This window comes from Peptoniphilus grossensis (assembly GCF_001940285.1).
Lineage (GTDB): Bacteria > Bacillota > Clostridia > Tissierellales > Peptoniphilaceae > Peptoniphilus_A > Peptoniphilus_A faecalis.
On the sequence record NZ_MJIH01000001.1, the window covers coordinates 1,527,187 to 1,545,054 of the forward strand.

The window sequence follows — 17,868 nt, forward strand, 5'->3', positions numbered from 1 at the left end:
CACCCTCTACAAACTTAAAAAAATGAGATAGATTGTGAAATCTTAAAAGAAGCAACGATTGACCTGAACCCCAAAATCCGGAATACGGATGGAGGGGTTTTTAAAAAAACAAATGTGATATAATTATAAAAATAAACTTCATCTTTACATAAAAAGGAGATAAAAGAATGAAAGTTAATTACAAAGGCCTCTGGAAAATATTAATAGATAAAAATATGAATAAAAAAGATTTATCTGAACAAGTTGGTTTAGCACCAGCGACTGTTTCAAAAATGGGGAAGGGTGAATTTGTGTCTATGGAAGTATTATATCGTATTGCTAAAAAATTAAATTGTGACTTTGGTGATATGGTGTCCATTTATTTTAGTCAGAAATAAGATTGGTGTTTATTTAAGGGGAGGTTGAAATGACTATTTTTTTGGGAGATTGGTTTCACTCTAGAACTACAGGGAAATTATCTGAGTTAGCTACAATTCAGAATCTTTATATTGCAAGTAGAAAAAATGAATATATAGGAAAAAGTTGGAGTATTGATCGAAGGAATCCCAAAAATGCTTGGTTATACAATTTCTCAGCTGAAGGAATAACAGGATCAAAATCTATACAACCTTCCACTATGCAAACAAAAATAAGAAATTTCATTCGATTAGGTTTCCTTGAAGATAGTACTTTATTACCTTTGAAATGGACTAGTCTTGGCTTATTATGGTCTAACTCAGTTAAAAATGGTGAAGGCGAAGATAGCAATTTGTTGTATAAAATGATTATTGCAAATTCTATTGCTACTCGTTCATTTACACACACAAATCGCGATTATGATGAATATCCTAATGAAGACACATTGGTTGTAAAAAAATTAATTAAATACTTGAGAAAAAATACAGTGATATCCTACGCTAAACTATCAGATTTAATTGATGGTGATACATCACGAGTAGGCAAAAACACTTCTTACTGGATCAATGATTTAATACAATCTGGATTATTTATTGAAAAAATTATGGAAAATGAACGAGTATATTCTTTAAATGCAGAGTATGAACCAATGATACAAGCAATTGAAGATTATGTTCCAATGAATAGAATTAGAGCCAAGGAAATAATTGCATATCCGTTAGCAATAGGTGCTCCATTTCGTGAAGGATTAATAACGATATTTAAGCAGTATGCTTCAGATAATTTACTAGAAGCAATAAATACTTTGAAAAACATTAATATATCTGACAAATTAATTGATGAAAGGATCTTAGATAGAACTATTGCTATTCAAAGAGGAAGAAATTCAGGCTGGGCCAATGATATCAAAAGTCTTTATGATTATAAATGTGCTATTCCAGGTTGCGATGCAGAAGGCTCTATTTTCATAGAAGCAGCACATATAATGCCACACAGAGTAAATGATATTTTGCGTCCTAACTCAAAGGAAGATTTAAATAATGGTGTAGCTTTATGCATGAGTTGCCATAAAATGTATGATGCGGGTTTATTTACTTTTGACTTAACAGGAAAAATTATCATTTCAAATTTTATTTATTCTTACGAAGCTGTACAAAATGTTGAACAGGAAAATGTTCAAAGAATTCTAATTAGTAGTAATAAAAAGCTAAACATGGGTCATGGAAGAAATCAATTTGATGGCCACTATACAAACTATCATAAAGAGCATATATTTTTAGGGGAGTAGATTAAGGTATGTATGAAGATACAGAGTTTTTAAAGGGACTTGAAGAAAAATATAAAATCTCTAAAAAAACAGAATACGAGAGTCATGTTAATTTTCAGGAGGCTATCAATCAACCTTACCAACGTTGGTATCCGTATAGAGAAGGATATTCATATTTGTTAATAGATAAAATAATAAGTGATAATAATATAAAAGGTAATTTATTGGATCCATTTGTTGGAAGTGGTTCTTCTCTTCTCGCAGGAAGAAAAAATGGATTAAGAACATTCGGAATAGATGTTAACCCATTATCAGCATTTATTTCAAATGTAGAAAATAGAATATATTCAGATCAAAATATAACAGACATTGAGGAAATTCAAAAACAATTTTTAACAGAGGAGCAAGATAAAAAATATCGTAAAACAAATTTTGATTTAGCTACAAAATACTTTAATCATGATATTTTACAAAGTTTATTGCAGTTTAAAGAAAATATACAGAGTATTGAAGATAACTATGTAAGAGATATATTTTATTTATCTTGGTTATCTATTCTTGAAAGTGTTTCAAACGTAAAAAAAGAAGGCAATGGATTAAAGTATAGAAATAGAAAAAGAAATAAAAAAGGGTATATCAATATACCAATTGAAGAATGGGAAAAAGAAAAATTTCCGGAAAATAAATTTGAATATATAAAGTCGGAGTTATTATCTAAAATCTATGATATTTTATTTGACTTGAGAAATTATCCTATTGAAGCAGCTGAGCCTAAAATTTATGTAGGAGATAGTATTGACATAACTCATGATTTTGATGATGTATTTCAATTGACGATATTTTCACCACCTTATGTAAACTTTTTTGATTACTTTGAAATACATAAGATTGAATTATGGATGGGCGATTTTGTTGATAGCAGAACTGAATTTTCAAACTTAAAGAAAACAGGATTTAGATCAACGTCTTCAGCATTAGGCTACAAAGAAATATCTTATAAAAACAAGTCTGTAGAACATTTAGTTAGCTTGATAAGTGAAAAAAAACTTTGGAGCAATAAAATACCTGAAGTTATAGAAGGTTATTTTGATGATATGCAGGCCTTGCTAATTAACATCTTTAATAAGACAGAACAAAATGGATATGTCTGTATTATTGTTGGAAACTCAGCTTATGGTGGAATCTTAGTACCAACGGATTTGTTAATAGCAGAAATTGCAGAAAATATTGGTTTTAGTGTAGAAGAAATAATAGAAACAAGACACTTAACCACTAGTCCACAACAAAGAACAAAACTTAATGATGTACTCGAACATATGAGAGAATCAATAATTGTTTTAAAGAAGAAGGAATATTGATAATGATAGAGAAAATTAAGTATGTAAAAGACCTTCCTTTAGAAATCGATAATGGTACAATTTTTAATATTGAAAATCAAGATGTCTCATATTTAACGCATGGATTCCATAAATATCCAGGAAAGTTTATACCACAAATCCCAAAATGGGCCATTGAAAAATATGCTAAAAAAGAGGAGACTAAAATCATCGACCCTTTTTGCGGAAGTGGTACTACCTTAGTGGAAGGTTTAATAAATGGGTATGATTCTGTTGGAGTTGATATCGATCCTCTATCTTGTTTAATTACGAAAGTAAAATCAACACCGATACAACCAGAAATTTTAGAAGAAATGATTTCTTGTGTTATCAAAAACTCTAAAATTGAAAATGAAGTTTTTCAACCGAAGACACACAACATAGACCATTGGTTCACTGAGAAGGCTCAAAGAGATTTAGGAAGAATAAGGACTAGTATCGATAAAGTACTAGTCAAATTTGAAACAATAGAAGATGTTGAAGACTATTATGATTGCTTAATTGTGCTTTTTAGCTCAATTATCCGACGTGTATCTAATGCAGATAATCAGTCCCAAAAGACTTATGTGTCTGGGACGAAGGAAAAAATTCCAGCTGAAGTAGATACACTTTTCAAAAAACAGTCACAATATTATCTTCAGAAGATTAATGAGTTATATGATATTTGGGATGGAAAAACAAAAGCTAAAGTTATTCAATCAAATGGAAGTCCAAATATTGGAGAGTTTGTGAATTCTGAATTTGATCTAGTTATAACTTCTCCACCATATATAAAATCAATTGATTATGTTTATAATCAAATGGCTGAATTGTTTTGGGTTGGAGACTTATTTGAGCTTGACACTCAAGAAAAACAAAATAAGAAGCGAAGAAATTACACAGGGACAACATTGATTTATAAAAAGGAATATGGTGATTTCGATATTTCCGATATAGAAATTGAATGTATTAAAGGTGTAATAGAAGAGATATTTAAGGATGAGAAAAATGGCCAAAAGCATGCCTATATAGTTAATGACTATTTTAATTTCATGAAGAAACATTTAGAGAGTATGTTTGATTTATTGAAAGAAAATGGGCACTATGTAATGGTTATTGGAAATAGTACTGTTAGTGACATTTTAGTCGAGTCCGCAGATTTGATTGTACGAATTGCTGAATTAGTAGGTTATGAATTAGAAAATCGCTGGTCATATGAAATAAAAAATCATTTCATGGGCTTTCATAGGTTGGGAAGAGGTGGGAAAATTAAAGAAGATCATGTGTTGATTTTTAGAAAACCAAATGAAGGGTGACGATAGATAGGATCTATAAATAATTTTGTGTATCAACCTAAATCCTGATATGAAGTGTACCCATAAAACTGGACACAATATTTAATTAATTAGTTGTAAAATGACTTAACAGTTTTTTGTATATCATTTCTTGTGTTAGGTGATAATGGATTTTCCCATACCAATAGTCTAAATATTAATCAAGTTCTACTTTTAAGAGTCTATACATTACACTATCCAAAAGTTTTTTAGCACATCTTGATTATCTTATACATTTAGAGGATTATATACCTCAGTTAACATTTTAGCTATTTTATTTTTATTCTTTCATTTCTAAATTTATTTGCCATTTTATTCTCTTTTATAAAATATATTTCGGGGTCTTAGGGTTCTCCCTAACAAGGTAAAAATTAAAAAAATGGAGCATTCCGTGAAGGTCTGCTCCATTAATTTTTTCGTAAGTGTCCGTACACTTACTGTGCTTGCTATTAAAGTTATAAGCGTTAAGCGTGTTATTTATAGTAAATAAAATTATACCATACTCAGAATATAAATTCAGGGCACTATTGACAAAAGTATAAGAAAATGATAATTTTTATTAAAGAACGAGTGTCGGTCAATAGGTGGTGAGGTTTTGGTAAAGAGAAATGTAAAAGATCCAGAAGAAAGAAAACAGGAGCTTATAAACATAGCATCCAGACTTTTCGAGAAATATGGGTATGAGAAAGTTTCTGTTAGAGATATTCTCGCAGAAGTTAACGGAGCGCCGGGAATGTTTTATTATTATTTCAAATCAAAAGAAGATATTTTCTTGGCTTGTATGGAAACATATTTTGAAGAAAAACTAAAAAATAAGTTGGATATACTTCAAAATAAGGAAATAGATTACGAAAAAAGAATAAAAATTTTAAGAGAACTTATAGTAAAAGATATCGGTCAGTTTACGACAAAATATAATTTTTCAAAAGAGAATTCAATTACAGATAACTCGTACAGGCTATGGGAATTGATTCATTACATTGGAAAATTTATAGATGTCTATTCAGAGTTTATAATTGAAGGAATTGAAAATAAAAAAATAGAAAATAATATGGGAATAAACAGGAAAAATGTGAGAAGTTTTGCAGCTTTTATTTTATACGGAGCTGTTGGAACAATATATAATGACTATATTATTAAGGGAGAAAACAAAACAAATTCAAGTGAAGCCTTTGGAATAATAAGCGAACTATTTCAAAGACCTCATTAGAGAAAAATAAAATATAAGGATTTTACAAGGGAAACATCAATGGTGTTTTCCTTGTATTAGTTTTAAGGCAAATGAACGAACTCGTTCGGTAAGGAGGTATGTTTTAGATGAAAAAGAAGAAATCAATCAAAGATATTATTTCCTACAGTGAAATAAAAAAAGGACAACTTGTAGGAGGGATATTATTTGTTAGTCTTGGTATGCTATTAAGTATTTGTCCAATTTTGGTGATATACAAAGTCATAAAATCTCTATTTTTATATGGAAAATTAGAACAAAGTACAATACAGTTCTGCATCTATGGACTTGCAGCAGTGGTATTGTCATACTGCTTAACTTACATTGGCGGTATTTTATGCCATAAGTTTTCTTATGTTTTAATAGCTAACTTAAAAAAGAAGATATTATTTCATATTGGGAATCTTCCTTTAGGATTTTTTACCGGAGACAACAAGTCAAAAATAAGGCAAGTATTAGGATCGGACATGAATCAAATTGAGGGTTATTTTTCTCATCAATTACCAAATCTAATTTCAACTTTAGCACTAATTTTAGCAATGATAATTGTTATGTTGAAGATAAATTTAATATTAGGTCTTACGACCTTGTTAATTATATTTGTAGGTTTAGGAATTCAGATTGCAATCATGGCAAAGATTATAAAGTCGGGTGGACTTGAGAAGAACTTTGCGATTCTGGATCAAATTAATTCAGCAACTACTGAATACGTTAAAGGTATGCCGGAAGTGAAAATATTTGGAACAGGAGCAAAATCATTTAAAACTTTTTCAAAGTCAGTAGGAGAATATAGAGACTTTACAAGTTCGATGACATCAATGATAAGACCGGGATTTGTTTCATTTAGAATGTTTATTTTATCTGTTGCTACATTCATAGTTCCAGTAGGAATACTTTTAATGTCACGAAATAATAACTTGGATTTTGCTACAGTTTTTATTTTCTATTTAATTCTTGCACCTGCCATTAGCGTACCTGCATTAAAACTTAGAGATTTTGCAGAAGGAATGAATTTACTAAATGAAGTTGTTTTGAGAATCTACGAAATTATAGATCAAAAAGAATTGGCAATTGAAAATAGCGAGGAAGAGATAAAAGGTCATGATCTTGAATTTGAGAATGTAAGCTTTTCTTATGGAGATGAAGAGGTTTTAAAGAATATAAGCTTCTGTGCTAGACAAGGAGAAGTTACAGCATTAGTTGGCTATTCGGGAGCTGGAAAATCCACAATTGGAACGCTAATACCGAGATTTTATGAACCTTCAGAAGGCTCTATTAAAATTGGTGGAGTCAATATAAAAAATATTCCGATGAACGCCTTAATGGAGAGGATAGCATTTGTTTTTCAAGACAGTGATTTAATCACAGATACAGTCTTCAATAATGTTGCTATGGCAAAGACAGGTTCTACAAAAGAAGATGTCATAAAAGCATGTAAAAAAGCAAGATGTCATGATTTTATTGTAAAACTTCCTGATGGGTATGACACTGTTTTGGGTAAAGGAACTTATTTATCTGGAGGAGAGAAACAACGTATTGCTGTAGCAAGAGCGATTTTAAAGGACGCACCAATATTAGTATTAGACGAGGCAACAAGTTTTGCTGATTCTGAAAATGAATATCTTATGCAGGAAGCTTTGTCTGAATTGGTTAAAGATAAGACAGTTATCATGATTGCTCATAGGTTAAATACCATAGAGAATGCAAATCAAATTTTAGTAATATCTGATGGAAAAATTGCAGAAAGAGGTAAGCATGAAGATTTAATCGTTGCAGATGGAATATATAAGAGACTCTTTGATATTTATAAGAAGACAAATATTTGGCAAATGGATATAGAAGGGAGTGAGAATGAATGATAAGAAATATTACTTTAGGAAAGATGAATAATATAAGAAAATCAATTATATTAAATGTTTTGGCATCTATTTCAAACCTTATACCATTTATTGCTTTGGCGAAAATTGTAGAAACACTATTTTTAAATAGAGGTGCAAATAGTATAGATACGAGCCTTTTATGGAAGTATTTTGGGATAATGGCAATATTTTTCTTAATAACATTCTTATTGGAAAATTTAGCCACAAAATATACCTATGAACTTGGATATAAGACAAGTGCAGATGGAAGAATAGAGCTTGCAGACCACATAAGAAAACTGCCAATAGGTTATATTTCAGGAAAAAGTTCAGCAGAGATCTTAGATACATTAATGAATGATTTTTTCAAAGTTGAAACGGCAGTAACTCATCAATTACCTCAATTTTTCAGTGGTATATGTGTAGCGGTTCTTTGCTCAATATTATTTTTGATAATTAATGTAAAAATGGGAATAGCAACACTTATTGGTTTGCCGATTTCTGTTTTACTTCTTACACTCATGCAAAACTTTCAGAAAAAAATTTATTTGAAAACAAAGAAAATGAGGATAAAAGAGGAAGAAGATATAAACGAATATTTGGATGCTATTAAGACTCTAAAAGCTTATAACAGCTTAGATGATACATTAACAAAGCTTGAAGAAGATATAGATAACTCGAGAGACGCAAATATTAAGAGTGAGAAAGGGGTTGGTTCATTAACTACTATAGCAAGTATGATTTTAAGAATAGGACTTCCTTTGATGAGTTTAGTTGGTTCCTATTTATTTATAAATGGATCTTTGGGAATTGATACATTTTTAATGTTCTTATTTGTAGGCACAAGGATTTTTGATCCCTTGGAGCTTGCACTTGTAAATTATACAGGTCTACAAATGGCATCAGTTTCAGGAGAGAGAATCATTAACTTACTTAACGCTAAACCTATGTCAGGTAATTGCGATGTAAACGAAAGCAACAAAATTGAAATCCACGATGTTTCATTTTCTTACAAGGAATCTAAGGTTATCGATAATGTTTCATTAGACATTAATGAAAATGAATTAACTGCTTTTGTTGGTTACTCTGGCTCTGGAAAATCTACACTAATTAAATTAATTTCCAGATTTTATGATCCTAATGAAGGGACAATTAAAATTGGTGGAGTAGATTTGCTAACAGCCGACCCTGATAAATTAATGGATAAATTTTCTGTTGTTTTTCAAGATGTGTATCTTTTTAAAGACACAATTTATAACAATATAAAATTTGGAAATGAAGATGCAAGTAAAGATGAAATCATGAATGCTGCAAAAATGGCAGGAGCTTATGACTTTATAGTCAAAAAAGATGATGGATTTGACACTATGATTGGACAAGGAGGAGCGACTCTGTCTGGAGGTGAGAAACAAAGAATATCAATAGCGAGAGCAATATTAAAAAATGCACCAATAATACTACTTGATGAAGCAACATCTTCACTTGATCCTGAAAATGAACTTATTATACAAGAGGCAATATCAAATTTAATTAAAAATAAAACAGTTGTGGTTGTAGCTCATAAATTAAGAAACGTAATGGGAGCTGATAAAATTGTTGTTTTAAACAAAGGAAAGGTAGAGGAAGTTGGGAAGCATGAAGAACTTATTAAAAATGAAGGACTATATAAAGACTTATGGAATTATCAAGAAAAGTCTAAAGAATGGAAGATTGTGCAGTAACAATCAATTTTAAAGGAGAAAACTTATGAAAACACAAAAGAAATCATCAAAAAACGCAGTTACAGCCGGTGTTTTAATTGCACTTTACTTTGTAACATATTTAGTAATTGGGGCAATATCAATGCCTGTCCCTGTTTTATTTTTACTAATGCCTATGCTTGTGGCACTACTTGCTGCACCAACCTATCATATGCTTCTTGCAAAGACAAAATCAGCTACTGCTATTGTAATCGCAGCTATATTACCAAGTATTTTATTAGTTGCAACTGGACATATTCCAATTGCTCCATTAGTGGCAGTGCCTGCTGGAATAATTGCTATGTTCATAGCAAAAGGTGGAAATTATACAGACTTTAAGAAAAATACAATTAGTCATATGTTTTTTTCTCTAAACTTATTTGGAGGATTCTTACCAATTTGGGTTATGAGAGAAGCATTTTTTGAAAGTGTAATAAAAGGTGGCTTAGATCAAAGCTTTTGTAACACAATAAGGGCATGGACACCAATATGGATGTTACCAGTTATGATTATAGGAACATTTATATTCTCTTTGATTGGTTCTTATTTTACAAAAAAATATTAAATAAAAAGTTGGAATCCGCAGGAGTTTTATAATGGATAATTCAAAGTTTGTTCTGGGGTCAAAATATGACCTCAGAACAAAACTTATCTTGCTTATAGGTGCGAATATTTTAATTTTTTTAGGGTTTGATTGGATCTATCAAAGTCTTATTACATTATTTTTTCTTGTCATTATTATTAGTGATGGTTATAAAAAATCCGCTATAAGGTATATTTTATTTTTTGTAATAAGTGTCGTATTAGAAAAATCTTTAGCCTATTTGAATATAAATTTTCTTATGAATTTAATTTTATTTCTCTTAGCAATTGGGAGAAAATTTTTGCCATGTATTATCGTGGGTAAATGGATTTTAAATTCCACATCTGTTTCCAGTGCAGTAGCAACTTTACAAAAATTAAAACTTCCAAAAGACTCGCTCATAATGATTTCTGTAATATTTAGATGTTTGCCTACGATTAAAGACGAATGGAGTCATATAAATATGGCGATGAAAACTCGAGGAATTAATTTTAACTTAATCAATTTAACAAGAAGACCAACATTAATTATGGAATATTTTTTTGTGCCCTTATTCGTAAGTGTGATAGAAATTGGGGATGAGCTCTCTCAATCAGCCATTATAAGGGGACTTGATGCTCCTGTTAACAAAACAAGTAGATATCTTATTAAATTTAAAAGAAAGGATATTTGTGTCTTACTTTCTATTATTTTAATTATGTTAATCGTTGTATTTATGAAAATCTCGGGGTGGGACTTATGATTGAAATTAGAGAATTAAGTTTTAAATACAAGGGAGGAGCTAATTACTCATTAAAAGGAATTAATTTGAATATAAAAAAAGGAGAATGCATTCTTCTATGTGGTAGGAGTGGTTGTGGAAAGTCTACTCTCTTAAAGCTTATGAACGGTATAATACCTGAGTTTTATGATGGGGACATTTCTGGCAGCGTTATGGTCAATGGTATGAATACATTTACCACACCAATTTATAAATTATCTAAGAATGTAGGTTCGGTTTTTCAAAATCCTAAAACACAATTTTATACAACCAATACAACCGATGAAATCGCTTTTGGTTTAGAAAATTACGGCATAGAAAGAGAAGTAATTAACAAAAGGATTGAAGAAGTTGAAAAAGAGCTTCATCTTGAAAACTTGATGAATAAAAATATATTCAATCTTTCTGGAGGAGAAAAGCAGAAGATTGCTATAGCAAGCATTTACGCATTAAACCCTGAGATATTTATTCTTGATGAACCATCTTCAAGCTTAGACATAAAGTCAATGAAAGAACTATCGCTTACAATAAAAAAGCTTAAATCTTTAGGAAAAACTATTATTATTGCAGAACACAGGTTGTGGTATTTAAAAGACATTGTTGATAGAGCAATATACTTAGAGGATGGAAAAATCATCAGAGAATATAGTATGGACGAAATTGAAAATCTAAGTGAAGATGAACGAAAGAGAACAGGACTTAGGCATTCTGATTATAAAGCTATTGAAAGATTTGATGATTTTGAAACTTCAAATAAAGGGACTTTATTAGAGTTAAAAAATCTGATATTCAAAAGAAATACCAGAATAATTTTGTCCATTGAGGATCTTAAATTTTGCTATGGGAATATTATTGGGATTGTTGGAGAAAATGGAATTGGGAAGTCTACATTAGCAAAAATTATATGTGGCTTATACAAAGAAAATAAAGGTAAAATTTTAAAAGATGATGAGAATTTAAATATAAAAAGTAGGCTAAATGAGAGCCTGCTTATTATGCAGGAAGTGAACTGTCAGTTATTCACGGACACTGTCAAAGATGAAATAGTATTAACATCAAATATTAAAGATGATAATGCTTTAGATACTTGGTTAAAAGAGATGGAGTTAAAAAATATCAGTGATAGGAATCCTCACACCTTGTCAGGAGGACAAAAACAGAGAGTAATTATCTTATCAGCTTTACTATCCGACAAGAAAATTCTATTTTTTGATGAACCAACTAGTGGATTGGACTATAGAAATATGAAAATAGTAGCTAAAAACATAAAGAAAGCAAAGGAAGAAGATAAGTTGATTTTAATAATATCCCATGATGTTGAGTTTTTAGAGTCAGTTTGTGATAAAGTGATTGATTTTACTTACTTATGAAAATGCATACATTAGTAAATTACAAGATAGACATATGATTAAAACGGAAGAAAAACGAGAAGTTATGAATAGTATTTTTTAGAATACCCTATAATATAAACTTTATAATATTTTTTTATTTTTGAGGATTTATGCCAGTAGCATAAGTCCTCTTTTTATGTTCAAATTAATCTTTAAAACTCAAAAATACTATAAAAAAATAAAAATTCTGGTTACCAAAGAGGGCAAATTTCACTTTATAAAGTGAGGGGTATTTTGTCATCTTTCTATAAAAATCCAAATACTTTGAAGTGTGAAGATTCTTGAAATTGATTATGTGAGATTAGTATATTTCAAATTTAATCCACTTATCAAGGTAAAAAAATAACTTACATAGGAGGTAAAATGCAAGCAATAAAGATTTATAGTTTGAGAGTAGCAATGTTATGTAGACTTTATGATCTTAAATTAATTAATGATAAGGAATATACAAAAATTAAAAACAGATTAGAAAATGATTATAAGAAGAGAGATAGAAAGTAGTTAATCTCGTGATATAATAACACTGTAGAAAGATACAAAATGGGAAGGAGGTAAAATGAATACTAAAGTAAAAGTAATAAAAGCTTCAAATACTGGAGCAAGAAATAGAAATGCACTAGATTTAGATTTAAAACGTGTTGCAGCATATTGTAGAGTAAGTACAGATAGTAAAGACCAGCTTGAATCATATAAATCGCAAGTTGATTATTATACAAATCTAATAAAAAATAATAAGAGCTGGACTTTGGCTGGTATATATGCAGATGAAGCAACAACAGGAACAACTGCTACTAAAAGAGCAGATTTTATGAGACTAATAAGTGATTGCCAAAATGGAGATATAGATATGATAATTACTAAATCTATATCAAGATTTGCTAGAAACACATTAGATACCTTAAAGTATGTAAGACTCCTAAAAGAAAATAATGTTGGTGTAGTATTTGAAGAAGAAAATATAGATACTTTGACAATGGATGGAGAGCTATTACTAACAATATTAAGTTCAGTAGCTCAACAAGAAGTAGAAAATACCTCAGCCCATGTGAAAAAAGGACTGAAAATTAAAATGGAAAAGGGGGAGCTTATTGGTTTTCAAAGTTGTCTTGGATACGATTATGATCCTACAACAAAAAGTATCTCTATAAATGAAGAAGCAGCCAAAATTGTTAGGTATATCTTTAAAAGATATTTAGAGGGCAATGGTGGCTCAGTCATTGGTAGAGAACTAGAAGAACAAGGATATCTCACCCCTAGAGGTAAAACAAAATGGTCTGACACTACAGTGTTAGGAGTAATTAAAAATGAAAAGTATATTGGCGATATACTAATGGGAAAGACCTTCACAGTTGATCCCATAACAAAAAGAAGACTAGCAAACTTTGGTGAATCTGATAAATACCGCATTGAAAATCATCACGAGCCAATTATATCAAGAGAAGACTTTGAAAAGGCACAGGAGATTAGACTAAGGAGAGCACAAAACAGAAACGCCATTGCTAATAAGGATAGAAAAAGAGAGAAACTATCAAGACAATACGCTTTTTCAAGTATGCTGGAATGTGGATTTTGTGGTGAAATACTTTCAAGAAGAACATGGCACACTAGTTCAATTTATAAAAAAATTAACTGGCAATGTGTAAAATCAACAAAAAAAGGTAAGAAATATTGGCTCTATAATATCTGTTGGGGAGTAAATCTCTAACAGATATTTTTATGCAAAAAAAATTGCACTTATACGCATTTAGTCCTAAACTTAAAATAACAACAAACTTTGTTAGGAGGTGCATATAAGTGCAAAATAATAATAACATGAATTTGTTGGGTTTTAAAGATGTAATTTTTGATAGTTTTTGTGAGGATAAGGAATTTGTTCACATTCATGCTTCTGTTACAAAGATGGATACTTGTCCTCACTGTGGTTCTACAAAGATTTGGGTTCATGATCATAGGATTCAAGAGATTAAGGATACTCATATTCATGGTAAGAAATGTCTTATTCATTTAAAGAAGACTAGGTATGATTGTAAGTCTTGTGGTTGTCGTTTTGAAAGAGAACTTGATTTTATTGCTAAGGGTCATACTATGACTTATAGGCTTGTTTTTGCTATTGTTGCTGAATTTAATGAACTTCATTCTAGCTCTTCTATTGCTAGTAGGTATAATGTTTCTTCTAATACTGTTTTGAGAATTTTACATTGTTTATGTGTTTCAAGAGCAAAACTTTCAAGTGTATTGTGTATAGATGAGTTTAAGGGAGATAGCGGAGGTTTTAAGTATCAGACTTCTCTTCTTAATGGTGATAACCACTCTGTCATTGATATTTTGCCTACTAGGGATAAGAACTTTTTGTTTAAATACTTTAAAAAAGTTCCTAACAAGGAGAGACAAGAAGTTAAGTTTTTTGTAAGTGATATGTCCAATACCTTTAAGTCTGTTAAGAATAGGTTCTTTAAAACTTCTATCCATATAGTTGATAGGTATCATTTCATAAGACAAGTTTCATGGGCTTTAGAGAATGTTAGAAAGAGGATTCAAAAAGATATTTCTTCTAATCTTAGAAAGTATTTTAAGAGAAGTAGGAGTCTACTTACAAAACCTGCTTCTAATTTAACAACTGAACAAGCTAAAGAAGTTTCTTTAATGCTTGATTTAAACAACGATTTGAAGTTAGCATATAGGTTAAAGGAACTGTTTTACCAATATGTTCTAAGTCAACCCAATAAAGTTAGAGCATCTAAATCTTTAAGGGAATGGATAAGAAGAGCTGAAGAATCTGATTTAAAAGAATTTAAATCTTGTATCACTGCTTTTAATAACTGGTTTGATGAGATATGTAATTCTTTTGATTATACTTGGTCTAATGGTCCACTTGAAGGAACTCATACTAAGATAAAGACTTTAAAAAGAAATTGTTTTGGTATGAAAAATTTCAATTTGTTTAGAAAGAGAATCATGTTTTCATGTAAGTAGTTGTTGGGAAAACAGGAAAATTTTGCAAAACCCCTAGGGGTTTTGTTTGCTATACCTATTTTTAGTAATTTTTTAGTTATTTTAGTTTTGATATTCTAATAGCGCCTAAGTATTGATTTTTTAATGGAAAGAGAGACTCGAATTAACGAGTCTCCCCAATATTTGACATAGAGCCGAAATATTGTCCTCATTCAAAGGGAATACAAGAAGCGGCAATAGAAAAAGCTTTTGTTGAAAGCTATAGGCAATTATGCCATGCAGATTCAACAGTAATAGATGACTTTTTAAAAATTGTTGAAGAAGAAATAAATGATAATACTTTAGTCAAGGATCTGAAAAAGATAGAAAATCATTTAAATAGAATCATTAGTCAAGAAAGAAAGTTAGTTGATCTCCATTTAGAAGATAGTATAGATGAAGAAGTTTATGCTAAAAAGTATAAAAAACTTATGAAACAAAAAGAAGAATTACTTGATGAAAAGAAAACACTAGAGCTAACTATCAAAGATGAAAACTCTATTAAAGAAAGATTAAAGCAATTTAAAAAAGTCTTAGAAAATAGAGAAATTATAGAGGAATTTAACAGAACAGTATTTGAAAGCATAGTTGATAAAGTCGTGGTGGGTAGAATCGACAAAGACGGAACAGTTCATCCATATGACTTAACATTCTACTTCAAAACAGGAATTAAAGATAGTCAAAATTCTAATAATTTCAAAGATAAAAGAAAAAATGCTAAAGATAATGACAATAATAAATTGTGTTCTTACAAGAATGACGAGGATAAAAAATTATGTTCCCAATCAAAAGACAACGCATTCAGAATCTGTGGCTCTTCTTAACAAAATTAAATAAACAATTTATAAGGACTTTTGGGTTTAAGAAATACCCTTAGGTCTTTTTTTATTTATTTGTGTCCCAATCATTTTTATAAATTATCATAAATAAGAAAATAAGCAAAGTACAAAATATAAGTTTTATCCTTTGCTTAATTGTTAGTTTATTGTTTTAAATATTAATCGTAAGGAATGATATAGGATGGATTATTGAGGATTTTTTTTAGCTCTTCTAAAAGAACAGGCAAAAATTCTGTGTAAGCTTTTCCTCCTGCTGGATAAAAAAGTTTTTCTATTTCATGTAGAGAGTGTAAACCGGATTGGCTGAATTCCAAAAATAGACTATGCAAAATAGGGATAAGGGGCAATAAAGCTAAGACCAAAAAGTAGACCAAGTGGGCTCTTGCGTTTTCTCTATCTTTTTTCAAAAAGAAAAACAAAGTTGAGAAAAGTAAGTACCAAAAGAGAATAAATCCTACTATTAAGCCTATAATTGAAAGCAGAATGAAGAAAATTCGAAATGGCCATTGATATGCAGGACCCTGAAAAAACATAGCCAAAGCCGAGTTTAGAGGACTGATTAAGAATAGAAAAATTCCTATTTTAATAAGCCTATAATAGTTTATATGAGGAAATTTGATTTTATTCATGTATATATCCTAGGATTATTCTAAATTACGTTCAATTACAAGTCCATCAATATACACATTAAATGTATGAGTATTATTTATGGGGTCTAAAAATTGAATAAGGTAATTGTACATAGTGTTAAAATCATAGACATCATATAGGCGAAAAAATGTTTTACCATAGTACATTCTATGATAACATAAGTTTGTTGTACCATCAATTGCAAGCCCTAAATCTGAGTTTAAAGCGAACTCAAAATGGAATCCATCTTGATTTAACTCGTCATTTCCAGAATAACCAAAGTTTGCCACATCTAAATTAAATTGGGAAACATACATTCCTTGTTTTATATTTGATTCAATGCCATATCCATCATATCTATTTACAAGTTGAGCAGGATAACCTACAATATTAAATCTTAGGTCAGAAGGAGAAGAAGTAAGAGAATGATTATAAAAATGATAAGAAATAGGAAGTCGATTTACCCTAAATATACCTCTAATAGCCGAGATACTAGATGTTTGGGATAAAGAATTAAAATATTGTTCTTTTAATTCCTTAGGTATAGAAGGGAAAGCTGCATTTACGGTTTGCTTAAGAACCTCATTATCTGTTTTTAAGCAATTCAAAGCAAAAATATAATCGGAAGTTGCTTCAGATTTATGAAATTTAGAAATTTCTAATGGAATATCTGTATTTATATGTACTTCAGGAATTTTGGATTTTTTAGATGGGATAGTAATCATTTTTTTAGAATAATTTTCAAGTGCATCAAAATATTTTATCCTATATTCTAAAGGTATAAAGGAAATTTTATTTTGTATCATAGAATCAACAAATTGTTCGTCATTACGACCAATTTCAGGAGTCCACTCTATAACATTGCTATCTAAAGGTTCAAAAATAACGTTGTCAAAGTAATTAAAATTTTCACTTAATGCATGACATGAATTGAAAAAATTCAAAGATAGGACACATAAAACCAATGTAAATAAAAACACAAATATTTTTTTTATATTTATTCTCCTTTCAAGATAATGAAAATACAACAATAATCTTTTATTTTATATATATCCAAAAGCAATGTTTTTTAAACAATCACATTGAAAAAATGTTTTATAATTATTAAATAAATATATAGACATAGAGTTCATATATTACATTTAAGTCAGTATTTGAAGTTCATATATAAGACTAATAAGAATTAAAAGTAGATCTAAAATATAGTTAACAGTACAATATAAACCTCCTTAATACAGAACGAAGAAGTGTTTTTTGAATGAAGAAATTAGCCATAAAGCGTATTATAATACTTATTCCATAATTATTAAATCATAATAATTTAGCAGCTTTCAAATCAAAAAAAACAATTAAATATTTAAGCAAACAATAAATACAAATTCATAGAAATTAATATAAAATTTACTTTGAAGGTGTTAGAATAAGAAATGTAAATTAAATTTCACGCATATAGAACAAACTCATTTAAAGGAAAATATGATAAATAACGAATAATT

15 protein-coding genes and 1 pseudogene are annotated in these 17,868 nt (G+C 29.6%); 14 read left to right on the plus strand and 2 right to left on the minus strand.

Going from position 1 to position 17,868, the window contains the following annotated elements; translation table 11 throughout:
* Window positions 1-167: 167 nt before the first annotated feature.
* From BIV18_RS07380 to BIV18_RS11455, 14 genes and pseudogenes are all read left to right on the plus strand, one after another.
* Window positions 168-377 (plus strand): helix-turn-helix domain-containing protein, encoded by a 210-nt coding sequence (locus BIV18_RS07380; RefSeq protein WP_075659988.1) that lies wholly within the window; start codon window positions 168-170, stop codon window positions 375-377.
* 29 nt (window positions 378-406) lie between these two features.
* Complete coding sequence (locus tag BIV18_RS07385; RefSeq protein ID WP_075659989.1) at window positions 407-1,684, plus strand: HNH endonuclease; 1,278 nt, start codon at window positions 407-409, stop codon at window positions 1,682-1,684.
* 8 nt (window positions 1,685-1,692) lie between these two features.
* The gene (locus tag BIV18_RS07390) at window positions 1,693-3,021 is read left to right on the plus strand and encodes a hypothetical protein (RefSeq protein ID WP_075659990.1); all 1,329 of its coding nucleotides are present in this window, start codon (window positions 1,693-1,695) and stop codon (window positions 3,019-3,021) included.
* Window positions 3,022-3,023: 2 nt separating this feature from the next.
* On the plus strand, window positions 3,024-4,334 hold the full coding sequence (locus tag BIV18_RS07395; RefSeq protein WP_144015209.1) for a DNA methyltransferase: 1,311 nt from the start codon (window positions 3,024-3,026) through the stop codon (window positions 4,332-4,334).
* Between the two features lie 613 nt (window positions 4,335-4,947).
* Complete coding sequence (locus BIV18_RS07400) at window positions 4,948-5,562, plus strand: TetR/AcrR family transcriptional regulator (RefSeq protein ID WP_075659992.1); 615 nt, start codon at window positions 4,948-4,950, stop codon at window positions 5,560-5,562.
* Between the two features lie 107 nt (window positions 5,563-5,669).
* Window positions 5,670-7,439, plus strand: a complete 1,770-nt coding sequence (locus tag BIV18_RS07405; RefSeq protein WP_075659993.1) for an ABC transporter ATP-binding protein — start codon at window positions 5,670-5,672, stop codon at window positions 7,437-7,439.
* Complete coding sequence (locus BIV18_RS07410; protein WP_075659994.1) at window positions 7,436-9,160, plus strand: ABC transporter ATP-binding protein; 1,725 nt, start codon at window positions 7,436-7,438, stop codon at window positions 9,158-9,160. The genes BIV18_RS07405 and BIV18_RS07410 overlap by 4 nt, the downstream gene beginning before the upstream one ends.
* Before the next feature lie 25 nt (window positions 9,161-9,185).
* A complete protein-coding gene (locus BIV18_RS07415; RefSeq protein WP_235860814.1) occupies window positions 9,186-9,743 on the plus strand; it encodes an MptD family putative ECF transporter S component in 558 nt (185 codons plus the stop codon).
* Between the two features lie 31 nt (window positions 9,744-9,774).
* On the plus strand, window positions 9,775-10,503 hold the full coding sequence (locus BIV18_RS07420; RefSeq protein WP_075659995.1) for an energy-coupling factor transporter transmembrane component T: 729 nt from the start codon (window positions 9,775-9,777) through the stop codon (window positions 10,501-10,503).
* Entirely contained in the window at window positions 10,500-11,891 is a 1,392-nt protein-coding gene (locus BIV18_RS07425) for an ABC transporter ATP-binding protein (RefSeq protein WP_075659996.1), read from the plus strand. Before BIV18_RS07420 ends, BIV18_RS07425 begins: the two co-directional genes overlap by 4 nt.
* Window positions 11,892-12,275: 384 nt before the next feature.
* Window positions 12,276-12,413, plus strand: coding sequence for a hypothetical protein (locus BIV18_RS10670; RefSeq protein ID WP_178385781.1), 138 nt, complete (start codon window positions 12,276-12,278; stop codon window positions 12,411-12,413).
* Window positions 12,414-12,468: 55 nt separating this feature from the next.
* A pseudogene (locus BIV18_RS07430) lies at window positions 12,469-13,581 on the plus strand (recombinase family protein); the annotation flags it as partial.
* Window positions 13,582-13,724: 143 nt separating this feature from the next.
* A complete protein-coding gene (locus BIV18_RS07435; protein ID WP_083635556.1) occupies window positions 13,725-14,885 on the plus strand; it encodes an ISL3 family transposase in 1,161 nt (386 codons plus the stop codon).
* Between the two features lie 449 nt (window positions 14,886-15,334).
* Complete coding sequence (locus tag BIV18_RS11455; protein WP_235860815.1) at window positions 15,335-15,727, plus strand: hypothetical protein; 393 nt, start codon at window positions 15,335-15,337, stop codon at window positions 15,725-15,727.
* Between the two features lie 173 nt (window positions 15,728-15,900).
* On the opposite strand, the gene BIV18_RS07445 is transcribed toward BIV18_RS11455, so the two are convergent.
* Both BIV18_RS07445 and BIV18_RS07450 read right to left on the minus strand, forming a co-directional pair.
* Window positions 15,901-16,371, minus strand: coding sequence for a hypothetical protein (locus BIV18_RS07445; protein WP_075659998.1), 471 nt, complete (start codon window positions 16,369-16,371; stop codon window positions 15,901-15,903).
* A gap of 15 nt (window positions 16,372-16,386) precedes the next feature.
* The gene (locus BIV18_RS07450) at window positions 16,387-17,316 is read right to left on the minus strand and encodes a hypothetical protein (RefSeq protein ID WP_075659999.1); all 930 of its coding nucleotides are present in this window, start codon (window positions 17,314-17,316) and stop codon (window positions 16,387-16,389) included.
* Between the last annotated feature and the right edge of the window lie 552 nt (window positions 17,317-17,868).

Excerpts from the sequence above, each read along its gene's own strand:
- BIV18_RS07390 (WP_075659990.1), top strand. The coding sequence starts at position 1,693 with ATGTATGAAGATACAGAGTTTTTAAAGGGACTTGAAGAAAAATATAAA.
- BIV18_RS07395 (WP_144015209.1), top strand. The coding sequence starts at position 3,024 with ATGATAGAGAAAATTAAGTATGTAAAAGACCTTCCTTTAGAAATCGAT.
- BIV18_RS07420 (WP_075659995.1), top strand. The coding sequence starts at position 9,775 with ATGGATAATTCAAAGTTTGTTCTGGGGTCAAAATATGACCTCAGAACA.
- BIV18_RS07405 (WP_075659993.1), top strand. The coding sequence starts at position 5,670 with ATGAAAAAGAAGAAATCAATCAAAGATATTATTTCCTACAGTGAAATA.
- BIV18_RS07385 (WP_075659989.1), top strand. The coding sequence starts at position 407 with ATGACTATTTTTTTGGGAGATTGGTTTCACTCTAGAACTACAGGGAAA.
- BIV18_RS10670 (WP_178385781.1), top strand. The coding sequence starts at position 12,276 with ATGCAAGCAATAAAGATTTATAGTTTGAGAGTAGCAATGTTATGTAGA.
- BIV18_RS07425 (WP_075659996.1), top strand. The coding sequence starts at position 10,500 with ATGATTGAAATTAGAGAATTAAGTTTTAAATACAAGGGAGGAGCTAAT.
- BIV18_RS07380 (WP_075659988.1), top strand. The coding sequence starts at position 168 with ATGAAAGTTAATTACAAAGGCCTCTGGAAAATATTAATAGATAAAAAT.
- BIV18_RS07445 (WP_075659998.1), bottom strand. The coding sequence starts at position 16,371 with ATGAATAAAATCAAATTTCCTCATATAAACTATTATAGGCTTATTAAA.
- BIV18_RS11455 (WP_235860815.1), top strand. The coding sequence starts at position 15,335 with ATGAAACAAAAAGAAGAATTACTTGATGAAAAGAAAACACTAGAGCTA.
- BIV18_RS07410 (WP_075659994.1), top strand. The coding sequence starts at position 7,436 with ATGATAAGAAATATTACTTTAGGAAAGATGAATAATATAAGAAAATCA.
- BIV18_RS07415 (WP_235860814.1), top strand. The coding sequence starts at position 9,186 with ATGAAAACACAAAAGAAATCATCAAAAAACGCAGTTACAGCCGGTGTT.
- BIV18_RS07435 (WP_083635556.1), top strand. The coding sequence starts at position 13,725 with ATGAATTTGTTGGGTTTTAAAGATGTAATTTTTGATAGTTTTTGTGAG.